Source organism: Burkholderia sp. D-99 (assembly GCF_011605345.1).
Classification (GTDB): domain Bacteria; phylum Pseudomonadota; class Gammaproteobacteria; order Burkholderiales; family Burkholderiaceae; genus Burkholderia.
In genome coordinates this window covers 188510-205752 of sequence record NZ_JAAOXM010000008.1, presented here as the reverse complement: position 1 = coordinate 205752, position 17243 = coordinate 188510, and the positions used below count along the sequence as shown (strand labels likewise).

General features: G+C 68.5%; 11 protein-coding genes. 4 read left to right on the top strand and 7 right to left on the bottom strand.

From position 1 onward, the window contains the following. The first annotated feature begins 23 nt into the window (after positions 1 to 23). Together HAV18_RS26295 and HAV18_RS26290 are read left to right on the top strand one after the other, a co-directional pair. The gene (locus HAV18_RS26295) at positions 24 to 392 is read left to right on the top strand and encodes an antibiotic biosynthesis monooxygenase (RefSeq protein ID WP_166961891.1); all 369 of its coding nucleotides are present in this window, start codon (positions 24 to 26) and stop codon (positions 390 to 392) included. Positions 393 to 952: 560 nt separating this feature from the next. Next, positions 953 to 1153: a DUF805 domain-containing protein gene (locus HAV18_RS26290; RefSeq protein WP_166961889.1), complete on the top strand. Its 201-nt coding sequence runs from the start codon at positions 953 to 955 to the stop codon at positions 1151 to 1153. Between the two features lie 479 nt (positions 1154 to 1632). Here HAV18_RS26290 and blaPEN-bcc read toward each other — a convergent pair whose 3' ends face one another. Continuing rightward, on the bottom strand, positions 1633 to 2571 hold the full coding sequence (gene blaPEN-bcc, locus HAV18_RS26285; RefSeq protein WP_166961886.1) for a PEN family class A beta-lactamase, Bcc-type: 939 nt from the start codon (positions 2569 to 2571) through the stop codon (positions 1633 to 1635). A gap of 128 nt (positions 2572 to 2699) precedes the next feature. On the opposite strand from blaPEN-bcc, the gene penR reads away from it, so the two are divergent. Continuing rightward, on the top strand, positions 2700 to 3590 hold the full coding sequence (gene penR, locus HAV18_RS26280; protein ID WP_166961884.1) for a beta-lactamase transcriptional regulator PenR: 891 nt from the start codon (positions 2700 to 2702) through the stop codon (positions 3588 to 3590). A gap of 498 nt (positions 3591 to 4088) precedes the next feature. Here penR and HAV18_RS26275 read toward each other — a convergent pair whose 3' ends face one another. The 3 genes from HAV18_RS26275 to HAV18_RS26265 form a co-directional block, all read right to left on the bottom strand. Continuing rightward, positions 4089 to 4340 carry a hypothetical protein gene (locus tag HAV18_RS26275; RefSeq protein ID WP_006482135.1) on the bottom strand — a complete coding sequence of 84 codons (252 nt, stop codon included), beginning with the start codon at positions 4338 to 4340 and terminating at the stop codon, positions 4089 to 4091. Positions 4341 to 4436: 96 nt separating this feature from the next. Next, positions 4437 to 6659 carry an amylo-alpha-1,6-glucosidase gene (locus HAV18_RS26270; protein ID WP_166961881.1) on the bottom strand — a complete coding sequence of 741 codons (2223 nt, stop codon included), beginning with the start codon at positions 6657 to 6659 and terminating at the stop codon, positions 4437 to 4439. A 156-nt stretch (positions 6660 to 6815) separates the two neighbouring features. Beyond that, positions 6816 to 14582 (bottom strand): autotransporter-associated beta strand repeat-containing protein, encoded by a 7767-nt coding sequence (locus tag HAV18_RS26265; RefSeq protein WP_166961879.1) that lies wholly within the window; start codon positions 14580 to 14582, stop codon positions 6816 to 6818. On the opposite strand from HAV18_RS26265, the gene HAV18_RS26260 reads away from it, so the two are divergent. Continuing rightward, complete coding sequence (locus HAV18_RS26260; protein ID WP_166961413.1) at positions 14524 to 14715, top strand: hypothetical protein; 192 nt, start codon at positions 14524 to 14526, stop codon at positions 14713 to 14715. The genes HAV18_RS26265 and HAV18_RS26260 overlap by 59 nt on opposite strands. 160 nt (positions 14716 to 14875) lie before the next feature. Here the strand turns inward: HAV18_RS26260 and HAV18_RS26255 are convergent, their stop codons facing one another. The 3 genes from HAV18_RS26255 to HAV18_RS26245 form a co-directional block, all read right to left on the bottom strand. Next, entirely contained in the window at positions 14876 to 15040 is a 165-nt protein-coding gene (locus HAV18_RS26255) for a hypothetical protein (protein WP_166961877.1), read from the bottom strand. Positions 15041 to 15205: 165 nt separating this feature from the next. Next, positions 15206 to 15865, bottom strand: a complete 660-nt coding sequence (locus HAV18_RS26250) for a YdcF family protein (RefSeq protein WP_166961874.1) — start codon at positions 15863 to 15865, stop codon at positions 15206 to 15208. 259 nt (positions 15866 to 16124) lie between these two features. Continuing rightward, on the bottom strand, positions 16125 to 17159 hold the full coding sequence (locus tag HAV18_RS26245; RefSeq protein ID WP_166961872.1) for a rod shape-determining protein: 1035 nt from the start codon (positions 17157 to 17159) through the stop codon (positions 16125 to 16127). Positions 17160 to 17243: the final 84 nt, after the last annotated feature.

Sequence of the window (17243 nt, the reverse complement as noted above, 5' to 3'; positions counted from 1 at the left end):
CACCCCTACCCGAAGGAGTTCCCATGCCTCATTTCAAGCCGATGGATCCGGCCTTTCCGATCCAGCAACAGATCGGCATCGACGCGGAGCCGGTCGTCCTCGTCAACGTGTTCACTTTGGCTCCCGACGACGAAGCGGACTTTCTCGCCGTGTGGAAGGACGATGCCGAATTCATGAAGCAGCAGCCGGGATTCATCTCGACCCAGCTTCATCGGGCGCTCGGCGACAGCCCGACTTACCTGAACTACGCGATCTGGGAATCGACCGAAGCGTTTCGCGCGGCCTTCACGCATCCCGAGTTCGTCGCCAAGCTGTCGGCCTATCCGTCGTCCGCCGTCGCGAGCCCGCACCTGTTCCAGAAAGTCGGCGTGGCCGGTATCTGCACTGCGTGAGTGCACGCCCGAATCGCGGCAACACGTGGCATTCGCGGGTGTCCCGTGCGTCGCGGGCGCACCCCGACTTCTCCACAGAAAATGTTGGCAAGCTTGTGGATATCCTGCGCACCGCAACGCTAAACCCTTGATCCGATGGACTTTGGCACGCGTGATGCAGACGAGGCCCCGGTGACGGCCGCCGTACACACCGCTGCGCCGCACTTCGCATCACGACGCCACGACGACGCACGTCGCAGCCTGCGCACACGCGCCAGCCATGCGCTGCGCCACTTACCCACAGATTTTGTTGGCAAGCTTGTGGATATCCTGCGCAAGGCTGCGCTAACTCGTTGATCGGCCTGCGGTTCATGCGCCGCGTCACGGTTGCGGCAACGTGCAGCCCGGACAGGCGTGCATGCGGACGCTCCCGTGCGACAGACGCGCACCGCCCTCGCCTTGACGCTCGCGCCAGCCACGCGTCAAGATCACGCGAGCCGCACGCGGCCGCGCATCGCCGGCTCCGCGCGACGGCTCAACGGGCCGGCCGCTCCGCCCGACACTTCACTCCGAGGAAGGTCATGGAACACTTCACCGCGTGGCAGTTGGTCGTCTCACTCGTGCTCGTCGCCGTCGTCATTTATCCGTACGTCCGCATCGTCCGGCGCACCGGGCATTCGGGCTGGTGGATCCTGACGATGTTCGTCCCGGTCCTGAACTTCGTCATGTTGTGGGTGTTCGCGTTCGTGCGCTGGCCCACGGTCGACGATCGGCAGCCCTGACCATCGCCATCGCGGCCGCCAGGCTTGTCCACAGATTGTGTTGGCAAGCATGTGGATAGCCTGCGCATACCGCGACCAAGCGCTTGATCCGAAAGACTTTGTCCGCGCTGCCTCAAATGCGGCACGCGGCCCGCAAAGTGCCGCCCGCACGCCGTCTCGCCACATGACGGGCCGCCTTCCGCGCGGGCAAGGCGGTTTGTCCACAGATTGTGTTGGCAAGCGTGTGGATAGCCTGCGCATACCACGGGCAAGCGCTTGATCCGAAAGACTTTGTCCGCCCCGCTTCAAATGCGGCACGGTGGCCCGCGCCACGCCGTGCGCGGCCGCGCACGGGCTTGTCCACAATTTTTGTTGGCAAGCATGTGGATATCCTGAGCATGCGTGACCTAAGTCGTTGATCGCACAACGTTTGATCGCGCGGGTCACGAGTGCGGCACGGCGTGCATGCGCATCGCGTCACGCACGCCGCACCGCACGTCTCAACCGAGTGCCTGGACCACGATGCGCGCGACCGATGCGATCACGTCGTCCTTCGCGCGCGCATCGGCACGCGCCTGCGTGTAGTACACGGCCACTGCGATCGGCGCACGCGACGGCGACCACACGACACCCGCGTCGTTGGTCGTCCCGTAGTCGCCGGTGCCCGTCTTGTCGCCGACCGTCCACCCGGCCGGCACGCCCGCACGGAGCCGCTTGTCGCCAACCTTGTTGCCCCGCATCCACGTCACGAGCTGCGCACGCTGCGCGGCCGGCAGCGCATCGCCGAGCATCAGCACGCGCACGCTCGCGGCCATCGCGGCCGGTGTCGTCGTGTCGCGCAGATCGCCCGGCAGTGCGGTATTCAGTTCGGTCTCCCATCGATCGAGCCTGAACGTGTCGTCGCCGATCGAGCGCGCGTAGGCCGTCACCGCCGACGGGCCGCCGAGCAGCTTCATCAGCAGGTTCGCGGCCGAGTTGTCGCTGTACTGGATCGCGGCCTCGCACAGCGCGGCGACCGTCATGCCTTCGTCGACATGCTTCTCCGACACCGGCGAATAGTTGACGAGGTCGGCCCTGGTATATGTCACGCGCTGTTGCAGCAACGCCGGGCGCTCGACGCTCTGCGCGAGCACCGCCGCACTCAGCATCGCCTTGAACGTGCTGCAGAACGGGAAGCGTTCGTCCGCGCGATGCTCGACGACCCGGCCGCTCGCGATGTCGATCGCGCACACGCCGAGGCGGCCGCCCACGCTGCTTTCGAGCTCGGCCAGCATTTGCCCGGCGGCAGCGGGCGCCACGGCCGCCGCCGCAGCCGCGGCCGCGGCGGTTGCCTCGTCCGGCGCGGCGGCCTGCCGCGACGCGCACGCGGTGACGGTGAGAACCAGCGGCGCCGTCGCGACGGCCAGCAACAGGGTTCGACGTTTCGATGAGTAGGTCATGTCGGTTGTCTCGTGATGGAATGGAGGCGAATCGATGTTGAAAACGGCCGGCCGCCGAGACAGCACTATCGTGACTTTACGGTTGCCTGACAAGCAACGATAATTGAGCGCTGACAAAAGAAATTCTTATGACCAAGCTCCGCCCTCATCTTCCGCTCAATGCCCTGCGCGCGTTCGAATCGTCGGCGCGCCACCTGAACTTCACGCGCGCCGGCCTTGAGCTGAGCGTGACCCAGGCCGCGGTCAGCCAGCAGGTGCGCTCGCTCGAGGAGCGGCTCGGCTGCACGCTGTTCACACGACTGCCGCGCGGGCTCGGGCTCACCGACGAGGGGCGCGCGCTGCTACCCGTACTGAGCGACGCGTTCAGCCGCATCGAGACGGTGCTCAAGCAGTTCGACGGCGGGCGCTTCCGCGAGGTGCTGACGCTCGGCGTCGTCGGCACCTTTGCCCTAGGCTGGCTAATGCCGCGATTGAAGCAGTTCGGCGATACGCACCCGTTCGTCGAACTGCGGCTGCGGACCAACAACAACGTCGTCGATCTCGCCGCCGAGGGCCTCGACTTCGCGATCCGCTTCGGGGAAGGCAGCTGGCCGGCGACGCGCAACGAGCGCCTGCTCGACGCACCGCTCACCGCGCTGTGCGCGCCGGACATCGCACGGCGCCTCGCGCAACCGGCCGATCTCGCGAACGAAACGCTGCTGCGCTCGTACCGCACCGACGAATGGCTCGGCTGGTTCGATGCCGCGCAGCTCGCACCGTGGGCGGTCAACGGGCCCGTGTTCGATTCGTCGCGGCTGATGGTCGAGGCCGCGATGCAGGGCGCGGGCGTCGCACTCGCGCCGGCGTGCATGTTCGCGCGCGAACTGCAGCTCGGGCTGCTCGCACGGCCGCTCGACATCGACGTGCGCGCCGGCGGCTACTGGCTCACCTCGCTGAAGTCGAAGCCGCTCACGCCGGCAATGACGCTCTTTCGCGACTGGATCGTGGCCGAAGCGGCCGCCACGGCGCAGGCCGAATGACACGGCCCTGCTTGTCCACAGAAAATGTTGGCAAGGATGTGGATATCCTGGGTACCCGGGGCCTAAGCCCTTGATCGCGCACGAATTAGCGCGCCGACGCAGACATCGGGCAGCCCGTGTGCACGGGCTTCGCGAGCCGGTCCCCCGGCGGCCCGATCCTCAACTGTCGCGACGCAATCGATTGCAAGTTATCCACAGAATATGTTGGCAAGCCTGTGGATATCCCTCCAATGCGACGCGTAACACGCTGATCCAAAAGGGGATTCATTACGCGGACCTTGCGCGGTCAACCGCGTGGCAGCGCACGCGCTTTCGCACGGCACGCGCCGCACACCCGGCCCGGGGCCGGCCGGTTCTCCACAGATTGTGTTGGCAAGCTTGTGGATATCCTGCGCATCGGACACCTAACTCGTTGAGCGCACGGGGTTTTGTGCTTCGTCTGCGGAATCGGGCAGCGCCGGTGCAGCCCGTAAGGCCAGCGCCGGCGCCATCCGCGCATCAATGCCGGTCAAGCCCGCCGCGCAGCTCGCTCGCCTTGTCGCGCAGCGCCTCGTAACCCGAGCGCGCGTGCTCGGGCAGGTCGGGATCGCCGATCAGCGCGCCGAGCGTTTCGATCAGGCTGAACAGGATGCCCTTCGCCGCGCCGACCGCGATGCTCTGCGATTCGATCGACTTGTGCAGGTGGTCGACCGCCGCTTCCAGGTTCTCGAGCTTGTGCTCGCCGTCGTCGGGCCGGTTGTCGGTCGTCATCGTCTACCTCCGCCATCGTTCAAGGGTCATGTCACGATTCTATGCCGCGTCGCGCGAACGTGGCGCGACATCGCGCAACGTTCGTGCGGCGCCGCACTACAGCACCGCGACCACCTTCACGCGGCCCGGCTGCTCCGCCGACGCGACGACCTGGCCGTCGACGCGGCGGAAGGTGAGCGACACGGTTTCGTCACCGACGTGCAACGCGTCGATCCGCAGCCAGTCGACACCTTCCGGCAGCGTCGGGCGCTCGACGCGCACCTCGTGGCGCGACGCATCGATGCTCACGCCGAGGCAGGCCTGCAGCATCATGAACGGCGCGCCGGCAGCCCACGCTTGCGGCAGGCAGGCGACCGGATACGCGGTCGGCGGCTCGCCGCGCCGGCGCGGGAACCCGCAGAACAGCTCGGGCAAGCGCATCTCGAAACTCACCGCCGCCTCGAACAGCGCGCGCAGCAGGTTCACCGCGGCCGTCTTGTCGCCGTAGCGCGCGAGGCCGCGTGCAATCAGCGCATTGTCGTGCGGCCATACCGAGCCGTTGTGATACGCCATCGGGTTGAAGCGCGGCTGGCCGGCCGCGAGCGTGCGGATGCCCCAGCCCGTCTGGAACAGCGCCGAGCCGAGCACGCCGGCGACCGCCGCGCCGCGCTCGGCGTCGGGCAGCCCGAACGCGAGCAGGTGGCCCGCGTTCGACGCGAACACGCGGCACAGGTCGCCATGACCGTCGAGCGCGATGCCGTAGAAATCGCCTTCCGGCATCCAGAACAGCGCGTCGACCTGCTCGCGCAGCGTCTTCGCGCGCAACGCGTAGCGCGTGGCGTCGGCCGCGTGGCCGCGCCGGTGCGAGCACGTCGACATCGCATCGAGCGCCGCGCACGCATACGCCTGCACTTCGACGAGCGCGATCGGCCCGTCCGGAAAGCGGCCGTCCGCATGGAACACCGAATCGTGGCTGTCCTTCCAGCCCTGGTTCGCCAGACCACGCTCCGACGTGCGCTGGTAATCGAGCAGTCCGTAAGGATTGCGGTCGCACTTGTCGATCACCCATTGCGCGGCGCGCTCGAGCGCGGGCCACAGTTCGTCGATCAGCGCATCGTCGCCGGTGCGTTCGACATACGCGCCCGCGAGCACGATGAACAGCGGCGTCGTATCGACACCGCCGTAGTACAGCGCGAACGGCACCTCGCCCGTCGCGGCCATCTCGCTGCGGCGGAACTCGTGCATGATCTTGCCGGGCTCCGCATCGCGGAACGCGGAGGTCTCGCGCGCCTGGTGCTCGGCCAGGAACCGCAGCACACCACGCGCGAGCGCCGGCTGCAGCCAGAGCATCTGCAACGACGTGATGACCGCGTCGCGGCCGAACGGCGTCGAGAACCACGGAATGCCCGCATACGGGTACGGCCCCGTGTCGAGCTGTGTCGTGAGCAGCCCGAGATCCGCGAGCGAGCGGTCGAGCCACGCGTCGAACAGCGGATTGCCGGTGTTCACGCGCGCCATCGATTCACGCCGCGCGCGCATTTCGCGGTGCACGCCGACGAGCGCGGTGCGCAGCGCGACGCGGCCGCATCCCGGCTCCTCTTCACGCACCGGGCCGAGCGTCGCATCGACGGTCAGGTAGATCGACACGCATGCCTGTGCGGCGATCGTCAGCGTGTAATCGGCACGATCGACCGACAGCGCATCGGGCGCCGGCGAGAAATACACGGTCACGTTGCGCTCGACGCTGTCGAGGCCGTCATAGCGCAGCCGCACCGCGCCCGCGTCGACGCGCGGCGCCGCCACGGTGCCGCGCTTCGGGCGCTGCGTGCCGCGCACCTCGAACATGTCCTTGAAATCGGCCGCGAACGACACCGACAGCGGCACTTCGGCTTCGCTCGAGCCGTAGTTCGTCAGCGTCAGCGCTTCGTAAAGCACGTCACCCGCGAGCACGCGCATCCGCTCGATGTGGATCACGCCCTCGGGCGTCTCGTGGCCGCCGAGCGGCGGCAGCGGGCGGTTCGTCAGGTGGGCGGTGAACGACGCGTTATCGGCGCTCGTCGCGCCCGACAGCAGCGACGGCGCGCGGCCGCCGAACGTCAGGCGCCATTTCGACAGCACGCGCATGTCGTCGACGAACAGGCCGTCGTCATGACCGCCGATGTCGCCGAGCGCGTCGCCGACCACGAACGCGTTGCCGGATTTCAGCACGTACTGGTTGTTGCGCGCCAGTGCCTGCGGATCGGCTTCGGGTGCGATGAATGCGGGGCCCGACGCTGGGGTCGGGGCAGCAGGCGCGACTTGCGGCGCCTGGGTCGTCGTGGCTTCGGCGTGATTCGGCATCGATGCTCCTGTGTCGAGGCGCAACGCGCGTCGCGCGCCGCGTGGTTCGCACAGGATAGGACAGAACGGGGGAGGTGCGCAGCGACGAAAAAGACGCGACGCCAGGCGACGTTGTCATCGCCGCCCGGCATCGCGCACAGGCATCTCAAGTGCCGGTCAGAACTTCCACAGGATGTTGCCGAGGATCGCGTTGTCACGCACGCGGCTGCCGTACTGGCCGCTGTACGTGAGGCCGAGCGTCAGGCGCTTCGTGATGTTCGCGTCGATACCGGCCTCGAGCACGGCGCTGTCGCGAGCAATCGGCACGCCCGACACCTGGAACGACGTGCCGCCGTTCGCGAACGTGAACGACGACGACGGACTCGCGTTGCCGAACGCATGCCGCCAGCCGACCGTCCCGCGCGCGGTGAACGTGCCGCTCGCGATCGAGCCGAGTTGCGACGCCGCGCGCAAACCGAGGGTCGAGAAGCCGACGTGGGTCGTCTCGCCGCCGGCACGCAGCGCGGCCGCGCCACCTGTTTCCGTATAGCCGTCGGTATGCAGGTTCACATACGCGAGGCCCGCGAACGGTTCGATCGCCACGGGGCCAACCGGCAGCGCGTAGCCGACTTCCCCGAACACCTGCGCCGAATTCGCGTCGTAGCCGGCCGAATCGTGATCCGAGAAGCCCGCGAAGCCCGGATTGCGATCGCTGTTGATCCGGTACCACGTGTACGACGCGCCGCCGCGCACGCCGAGCGCACCGTACTGCGCGCCGCCGTACAGCGACAGGTAGTAGCTGTTCACCGACGCCGACGAACTCTGGTCGTTGTCGAGCGAGCTGTGCGTGACACCCGCGGCCAGACCCGCACGCCACTTGTCGTTGAGCGCCATGTCGGCACCGGCGATGAAGCCCGTCATGCTGCGGTTGATCGTCGACGCGTTGCCGTCGCCGGTGAGTCGGCTGCGGCCGCCGAACGCCTGCCCCCAGACAACCGGTTGATAAGGCGTGCCGCCGTAGCAGCCTTCACGCGAGCCGATCCGGCGTTCCGGCGGCAGCGTCGGGTCGACCGCGCCGGCCGTGTTGTCGCCGCACAGCGCGGCGCCGCCCGACGACAGCGCGGCAAGCGGGCCCGATCCGGGCGCGAGGCCCTGGCGGACGCGATCGGTCACCGCGTCGCGCACATAGCGGCTGTCGAGCAGCAGCATGCTCTTCAGGCTCGCCTGCAGTTCGCCGTCGAGCAACCCGTATGCGCGGCGTGCGGTGGGCGCGTCGGTCGTCAGCACCGCGTCGTACAGCGGGTTGCCGGCGCCGAGCCCGCCAAGCGCGGTCGCGACCGAACGCTGGTTGGGCGTCGTCGCGACGTCCGGCAGCGACGTGCCGTTCTGGACCAGTCGCAGGTACACGTGATTCGGGTCGTAGCTGAGCGTCGGCATCAGGAACGCGTAGTTCGCATTCACCTGGCTGAACGCGCCCTGCACGCCCGACGCCGCGGTCACGATCGTGTAGGTCGTGCTCGGCTGGTAGCCGCTCTGGTTCGCGAGCACCTGCACGGTGCCGCCGTTCAGCGTCGCCGTGCCGCTGGCCGCGAGGCTGCCGCTTTGCTGCGGCGTGGCCGCGACCTGGAACGTCGAACCCGGCTGGAACGTGACGTTGCCGCCCACGTTCAGCGCCGCGCCCGGTTGTGACGCGGCCGCCGTCGCGCCGCCCTGCACCACGAGGCCGCCGATCGTGCCAGTGCCCGTGACCGTCGCACCGTTCTGCACGGTCACCGTCGACTGGCCGAGCGAACCGTTGACGGCGAGCGTGCCCGCGCTGACCGTGGTCGGGCCGCTCAGCGTGTTCGTGCCCGTCAGCGTCAGTTGACCGCTGCCGGCCTGCGTCAGCGAGCCCGCGCCGGAGATCGCGCCGCCGAACGACAGGTTGTCCGAGCGGTTGAAGACCAGTGCGCCGGCATCGGCGACGTTGCCGGCGATGCTGCCCGACGTGCCGCCGTTGCCGATCTGCAGCGTGCCGGCGCTGATGGTCGTGCCGCCGGCGTAGCTGTTCGCGCCGGACAGGATCAGCGTGCTGCTGCCGCTCTTCGTCAGCGAGCCGTTACCCGCCAGCGTGCCGCCGTAGGCACCGCCGCCCTCGACCGTGAGACCGCCGGTGCCAGTGTCGAGCGTGCCGCCGCTCGCGCCGCTGAGCCCGCCGAGCGTCAGCTGGGTGCCGCCGAGCGCGACATTGCCGCCGTTCAGCGTCAGGCCGCCCGTGCCGAGTGCGCCGCTGTTGCCGATCACGAGCGAGCCGCTGTTCAGCACCGTGCCGCCCTGGAACGTGTTGCTGTTGTTCAGCGTCAGCGTGCTCTGGCCATTCTTGACAAATCCGCCCGAGCCCGACACCACGCCCGACAGCGTCAGATTCGCGGAGCCGCCGATCGTCGTGCTGGCGTTCACCGTCACGGAATTGGCGAGATTCACCGCAGTCGTCGTGTCGATCGTGCTCGGTGCGCTGACCGTCAGCGCGCCGGTGCCGAGCGCGCCGTTGCTGCCGAGCACGAGCGCGCCGCCCGTGACCGTCGTACCGCCCGTGTAGGTGTTGTTGCCCGACAGCGTCTGCGTGCCGGTGCCGCTCTTCACGAGCCCGCCTGCGCCGCCGAGCGTGCCGGCAAACGACGTGTTCGCCGAGCCGGACAGCGTCAGCGGATTCGTGCCCAGCGACACCGTGCTGCCCGCGACCCCGGCCAGCCCGCCGATCGTCTGCGATCCCGCGCCCGCGCCCAGCGTGAAGCCCGTGCCCGACGCGCCGAGATTGACGGTGGTCGAGCCGGACAGCCCGCCGCCCGCGCCGATCACGAGATTGCCCGCGTTGATCGTCGTCGCGCCGCTGTAGGTGTTCTGGCCGGTCAGCGTTTCCGTGCCGCTGCCCGCCTTCGTGATCCCGCCCGTGCCGCTGAGCGCGCCGCTGAAGGTCTGGTTCGAGCTATCGCCGAACGTGAGCGTGCCGCCGCCGAGCGTGACGCTCGTGCCGCCGACACCGGACAGCGAACCGATCGTCTGGTTCGTACCCGACGCGCCGATGTCGAGCGACGCGCCCGAGGTGGTCAGGTTGACCGCGCCCGTCGCCGCGAGGCTGCCGCCCGCGCCGATCACCAGCTTGCCGGCATTGATCGTGGTGCCGCCGGTGTAGGTGTTCGTGCCTGTCAGCGTCTCGGTGCCGCTGCCGATTTTCGTCAGCGAGCCGCTGCCCGTCAGCGCGCCGGCGAAGGTGGCACTGCCGCCGCCGTTGCCGAGCATCAGCGCGCTCGCGCCGAGCGTGACCGTCGTGTTGCCCACGCCGGACAGCGCGCCGATCATCTGGACGCCGTTCAGCGCGCTCAGGTCCAGCGTCGCGCCCGTACCCGCAAGGTTCACCGCGCCCGTCGCCGCCAGGCTGCCGCTCGCGCCGAGCGCCAACGTGCCCGCGTTGACCGTCGTGCCGCCCGTGTACGTGTTCGTGCCCGTCAGCGTTTCCGTACCCGCGCCGGCCTTCGTGATTCCGCCCGTGCCCGTGATCGCGCCGCCGAACGTCTGATTCGTCCCGTCACCGAACGTCAGGCCGTTGCCGCCCAACGCGATCGTCGACCCGCCCACGCCGCTCAGCGCGCCGAACGTCTGTGGTGTGCTCGCCGCGCTGAGATCGAGCGTCGCCCCCGTACCCGTCAGGCTCACCGCGCCGCCCGTCGCGAGGCTCCCGCCCGCGCCCAGCGCCAGCGTGCCGCCCGCGACCGTCGTGCCGCCCGTGTACGTGTTCGCACCCGTCAGCGTTTCCGTGCCCGCGCCGGCCTTCGTGATCCCGCCCGTACCCGCGATCGTGCCGCCGAACGTCGCGCTGCCGCCGCCGTTACCGAGCGTCAGGCCGTTTGCGCCAAGATTGACTGTCGCACCAGCCGCGCCCGCAAGCGCGCCAATCGCCTGCGGCGTGGTCGCACCACTCACGTCAAGCGTCGTACCCGTGTTCGCGAGGTTAACCGTACCCGTCGATGCCAGGCTGCCGCCCGCGCCGATCGCCAGCGTGCCCGCGTTGACCGTCGTGCCACCCGTATACGTATTGGCGCCCGTCAGCGTCTCGGTCCCGGTGCCGGCCTTCGTGAAACCGCCCGTGCCCGTAATCGCCCCGCCAAACGTGCCGTTGGCGCTGCCGCCCGCCGTCAGCGTGTTGCCGCCCAGGTTCACGGTCGAGCCAGCCGCGCCGGTCAGCGTGCCGATCGTCTGCGGCGCACCCGCCGCGCTGATGTCGAGTGCCGTGCCCGTATTCGCGAGGTTCACCGTACCCGTCGATGCCAGGCTCCCGCCCGCGCCGATCGCCAGCGTGCCCGCATTGACCGTCGTGCCGCCCGTGTACGTGTTCGTGCCCGTCAGCGTTTCCGTGCCCGCGCCGGCCTTCGTGATTCCGCCCGTGCCCGTGATCGCGCCGCCGAACGTCTGATTCGTCCCGTCACCGAAGGTCAATCCGTTGCCGCCCAGCGCAACCGTCGCGCCAGCCACGCCGCTCAGCGCGCCGATCGTTTGAGCCGCGCCTGAGCCGCTGATGTCGAAGCTGGCACCCGCCCCGGTGAGACTCACGGCGCCGCCCGTCGCAAGCGAGCCGCCTGCACCCAGCGCCAGCGTGCCGCCCGCGATCGTCGTCCCGCCCGTGTACGTGTTCGCACCCGTCAGCGTCTCCGTGCCCGTGCCTGACTTCGTGATCGCGCCCGTGCCACCGATCGTGCCGCCGAACGTGTGATTGCCGGCGTCGCCCAGCGTCAGGTTTTTCGAGCCCAGATTGACCGCCGAGCCGGCCGCGCCCGAGAGTCCGCCGATCGCCTGCGGCGTGGTCGACGCGCTGACGTCGAGCGTCGTACCCGCATTCGCCAGATTTACCGTGCCCGTCGCCGCAAGCGAACCGCCCGCGCCGATCGCCAGCGTGCCCGCGTTGACCGTCGTGCCACCCGTATACGTATTCGCGCCGGTCAACGTTTCGGTGCCGGTGCCTTGCTTCACGATCCCACCCGTGCCGGCGATCGAACCGCCGAACGTCTGGTTCGTCGCGGTGCCGAAGGTCAGCGTGTTGCCGCCGAGTGCGATGTTCGAACCGGTCACGCCGCTCAGTGCACCGACCGTCTGGTTCGCGCCCGATGCGCTGATGTCGAAGCCGGCACCCGTACCGGTGAGGCTCACGGCACCGCCCGCCGCGAGCGAGCCGCCCGCGCCCAGCGCAAGCGTGCCGTTCGCGATCGTCGTGCCACCCGTGTACGTGTTCGTGCCGGTCAGCGTTTCGGTACCGCTGCCTTGCTTTGTAACGCTGGCCGTACCCGTGATCGCACCGCCGAACATCTGATTCGTGCCGTCGCCGAACGTCAATCCGTTGCCGCCCAACGCAACCGTCGAACCGGCCACGCCGCTCAGTGCGCCGATCGTCTGAGCCGCGCCTGAACCGCTGACGTCGAACGTTGCGCCAGCGCCGCTCAGGTTCACCGCGCCACCCGCCGCAAGGCTGCCGCCAGCGCCCAGCGCCAGCGTGCCGCCCGCGATCGTCGTACCGCCCGTGTACGTGTTCGTACCCGTCAGCGTCTCCGTGCCCGTGCCTGACTTCGTGATCGCGCCCGTGCCGCCGATCGTGCCGCCGAACGTGTGATTGCCGGCGTCGCCCAGCGTCAGGTTTTTCGAGCCGAGATTGACCGTCGAGCCAGCCGCGCCCGCGAGACCGCCGATCGCCTGCGGCGTGGTCGACGCGCTGACGTCGAGCGTCGTGCCCGCATTCGCCAGATTTACCGTGCCCGTCGACGCAAGCGAACCGCCTGCGCCGATCGCCAGCGTGCCCGCGTTGACCGTCGTACCGCCGGTGTACGTGTTCGCGCCGGTCAGCGTTTCGGTGCCGCTACCTTGCTTCGTGACGCCGGCCGTACCGGTGATCGAACCGCCGAACGTCTGGTTCGTGCCGTCGCCAAACGTCAATCCGTTGCCGCCGAGTGATACGGTCGTGCCGGCCACGCCGCTCAGCGCGCCGACCGTCTGGTTCGCACCCGATGCGCTGATATCGAAGCTGGCGCCCGCGCCGCTCAGGTTGACGGCGCCGCCCGCCGCAAGACTGCCGCCTGCGCCCAGCGCCAGCGTACCGCCCGCGATCGTCGTCCCGCCCGTGTACGTATTCGCACCGGTCAGCGTTTCGGTGCCGGTGCCCTGCTTCACGATCGCGCCCGTGCCGCCGATCGTGCCGCCGAACGTCTGGTTCGTCGCATCGCCCATCGTCAGCGTGTTGCCGCCGAGCGCGACGGTCGTGCCGGCCACGCCGCTCAGCGCGCCGACCGTCTGGTTCGCCCCCGACGCGCTGATATCGAAGCTGGCGCCCGCACCGGCGAGGTTCACGGCGCCCGTCGCCGCAAGCGAGCCGCCCGCGCCCAACGCCAGCGTGCCCGCATTGACCGTCGTGCCACCCGTATACGTGTTCGCGCCCGTCAGCGTCGTGGTGGCGGCCCCGTTCTTGGTCAGGCCACCGGCCCCGGACACCTGCCCCGACAGCGCGAGGTTGTTGCTGCCGCCCAGCGTGAGGGTCGCACCGGTGTTGATCGCGATGTTGTTGCCGACCGTCATGCCGGTGTTGGTGTCGAGCGTGCCTGACCCGCCGACGGTCAGCGTGCCCGTGCCGAGCGCGCTGCCGTTGCCGAGCACGATGCCGCCGCTGTTGAGGTTGGTGCCGCCCGAGTAGGTATTCGCGCCGCTGAGCGTCAGCGTCCCCGTGCCGTTCTGCGTCAAGCTGCCGCTACCGTTGATCGAGCCGGACAGCCCGAGATTGTTGCCGCCCTGCACCGTGAGACCGCCCGCGCCGAGCGTCACGTTGTTGTTGAGGTTGACGGCCGAGTTGGCGCTCTGGATCGCCCCGCCGTTGCCCGTGATCGTGCCGGTCCCTAGCCCCGCGTTGTTGTCGACGATCGCGACGCCGCCGCTCAGCGTCGCGTCCTGCGCGGTGGATGCACCGCTCAGCGTCCACGTACCGCTGCCGACGTCCAGGTGCTGGAAATTGATGTAGTTGCTGCTGTTGATCGAGCCGGTCGCCGGCCCGCCGCCCTGCTGCTGCAGGTTGAGCGTGTTGTTGCCGCCCGCGCCGCCGTCGACGACGCCCGTCGCCGCGACGTTCATCGTGTTCGGGCCGACCGTGATGTTGAACGCGCTGCCGGTGCCGCCCGCCGAGTTGACCGACGAGCCCGTCATGGCATTGAACGTGTTGTTGCTGTTCGCGCCCAACGACACGCTGCCGTTGATCGTGCCCGAGTTGGTAAACGTATTGCCCTGCCCGGGCGTGCCGTTCGAGCCGAACGATACACGGCCGTTGATCGTGCCGCTGTTGTTCATGTTGACCGTGCCGCCGCCGTATGCGGTGACCACGGGGGCGTCCGCGCCGACGAGGGTCGCGCCGACCAGCGGGTTGGACCCGATCGTGCCGGTGTTTGTAATGTTCGACGTGCCGCCGGTACCGTTCTGGACCGATAACGCCATGCCCGTCACGCCGCTGATCGCCACGCCGGTCGAGCCGTTCATCGTGCCGTTGTTGACGACGGTGGTGTTCGCGCTCGCGGACGCGTTGCCGACCACGGCCCCGCTCGACAGCACGCCGAGGCCCGAGCCGAGTGCGGACGGGTCGATCGTGCCGTTGTTGGTCAGCGTGACGCCGTTGCCGGTCAGCGACATCGCGGTGCCGCCGACGCCGAGCAGTACGCCGACGCTCGCGCCGGGGTTGACCGTCGCGTGCACGTTGTTGGCGGCGTTCGAATAGCTCGGCTGCAGCGGGTTCGCGATCCCGGAACAGGTCACTGTCGTGCCTGCCGTGCTGCAGGTCGCATAGGCGGGAACAATGCCTGCGCCGGACAGCGCCAGGAAAACGCCCGTGGGCAACAGCAGTCTCGGAAACGGCTCGCCGGCTTTTTTCGAACGCGCAAGATTCATGCTTTCCCTCGTTATTGGCTTTGGTATTGGTATCTCGGCCGCACCGGGCGGCCAACAGCAGAAAATCGCGGACAAAATAATCCGCCCCGGCGGTCGCAATGCGACGTCGGCTTATTCGTGGATGAATTTTTAATCGGCCCTGGATTGCGAACGCGAAACTAGTCGAATGACATGACGGTAGCCCCTTGTTTTTCTGCAGCGACTTTCTGGTTGGTTTGATTACTGCCCTGCTTTTTGTCAGACAAGGCTATATCAAACTCACGCCATTTTCCAGTCGATGTTTACCCATCGGATCAGGGGCCCGGGATCGTGTATTTTTTACCCGCCGAGGCATGCTCGCCGACCGCATCCAGCATGTTTCCCGCGCGGCTCTTTTGATTTTTCTCAAAAAACACCGGAATCACCGCATCCGCGAAAACACCGATACACGGCCACGATTGGCGCCACACGGATTCCATGTGCACTATATTTTTTCTTGCGAATCGCTGACGCAGATAATCTGTGCCCGGTTAATCGACCGATAAAAGCGGGGGTTTCAGGCGTTACGTCAATCGCGTCAACTTCCGCGTTGCACCAATCACGCAATCCGGATCGCCATCGCGTGCGCCGCACCGACGGCCGTTTTACGAAAACAGGCTCATCAGATAAAGCATCGGCCGGAACGAGACGGGCCGCGCATCGGGGTTCACCCACAACCGCACCGCATACACCGCGTAGGCCGGCACTTCGCGCCAGCTCGAATAAACGTCGCGCAACTGGAAACGGCCCGGATACGCGGCGGAGATGTTCGCCCGCGCGATGCCGACGCGCTCGAAGGCGAGGCGCGCTCGCGCGAGGTGGTAGTACTGGCTGACGATCAGCACGCGCGACAGGCCGTGCGCCTGCAGGTAAGCCAGCGTGTGCTGCGCAGTCGCGAGCGTGTTGTCGCCCTGGTCGTCGACGGCGATCCGGTCGGCCGGCACGCCGTGCGCCACGAGATAGTCGCGCATCGCGGTCGCCTCGTTCAGCCCGGGGCCGTCGATCGCGCCGCTGACCAGGAACGCCGGGCACTGCCCCGTGCGGTAGCAGCGCACGCCGACATCGAGCCTGGCGGCGAGCACCGGCTTCGGCGCGCCTGTCTCGTCGAGCGCGTTGCCGAAGATCACGGCGACATCAGCCGGCTCGCTCGGCATCCGCATCCCGTACGCGACGAGCGCAACGGCTGCGACGATCCAGAGGCAGGCAACGAAGGCCAGCAGGCGGCCCGTTCGGGCAAGGAAGCCCCGTTTGGTGTGGTTTTTCAAGGTTTTCGGTCTCTCAGGTCGTCGAGCTCGCCGGGCATATCGGCTTGCCCGGCCCCGCACGGGCGCGTAACGCTAGCACGGTGCGCGTTCGGGTGTCCACGCGACGAACCCATGCCGAACGGCAGCCGGCCGTCCGGCAAGTCGACAGGAGACGCTTGCCCGGCGAAGCGGGCAGGCAATGCGGAGGTCTACAGAGATCTACGGAGATCGAAAGAATCTGAATGGCCGCGCCGCGATGCACGGCCCGGCACGGCCCGAATCAGTCGACCGGGCACATTGCGAGCCGCCCCATCGCCTCGCCGGCGCCGCGCACCGCGCAGGTGGCCGGTTCGTCGGCGATCCGGGCGACGAGGCCCGTCTCGTCGTACAGCAGGCGTTCGAGATCCGCGAGCAGCGCGCCGCCGCCCGTCAGCACCACGCCGCGATTCGCGATGTCGGTTACGAGTTCGGCCGGCGCATTCTCCAGTACCGACTTCACCGCGCCGATCACCTGCTTGAGCGGCGCGGCCAGCGCGTCCGCCACATCGTGGTTGGACAGCTCGATCGAGCGCGGCAGCCCGTCGCCGACACTGCGCCCGACCGCGCGCGTCGACCGGCGCGGCACCGCGCTGGTGGCCGAGCCGATCGACTGCTTCACGTGTTCGGCCGTCTGCTCGCCGAGCAGCACGCCATACAGGTTGCGGACATGGTTGACGATCGCCGCGTCGAACTGGCTGCCGCCGACGCGAATCGCCTCGCGATAGACGATGCCGCCAAGCGCGATCACCGCGACTTCCGTCGTCCCGCCGCCGATATCGACGACCATCGAGCCGACCGGCTCGGTCACCGGCAGCCCCGCGCCGAGCCCGGCCGCCAGCGATTCCTCGATCAGTTCGACCTCCGATACACCGGCCGCGAACGCGGCCTCGCGCAGCGCGCGGCGCTCGACGGCCGTCGCATCGGACGGCACGCACAGCGTGACCTCGACGCGGCGGCCGAAACGCGAACGCGTGCGCGACATGTCGATGAAGCTGCGGATCATCTGCTCGGCCGCGTGCGCATCGGCGATCACGCCGTGCCGCATCGGCCGCACGGCTTCGAGATGCCCCGGTTCGCGGCCAAGCAGCGCCTTCGCGAGCTCGCCGACGGCCTCGAGCGTCGGCCGCGCGTCGGTCGCGCCGGCCTTGCGGAAGCAGACGACCGACGGCTGGTTCAGCACCACGCCGCGTTCGTGCGTATAAATCCGCGTACTCGCCGTTCCAGGGTCGATCGCAACGGGTTGCGCAAACAACTTTCCGAACAGCGGTGTCGACATATCAAACCTTTGTAATCGAACGGGCGCGGGGCAGCCGCGCCGCATTTCCGCCGCGCGTCCATGCCGCCCCATCACAAACTTAGC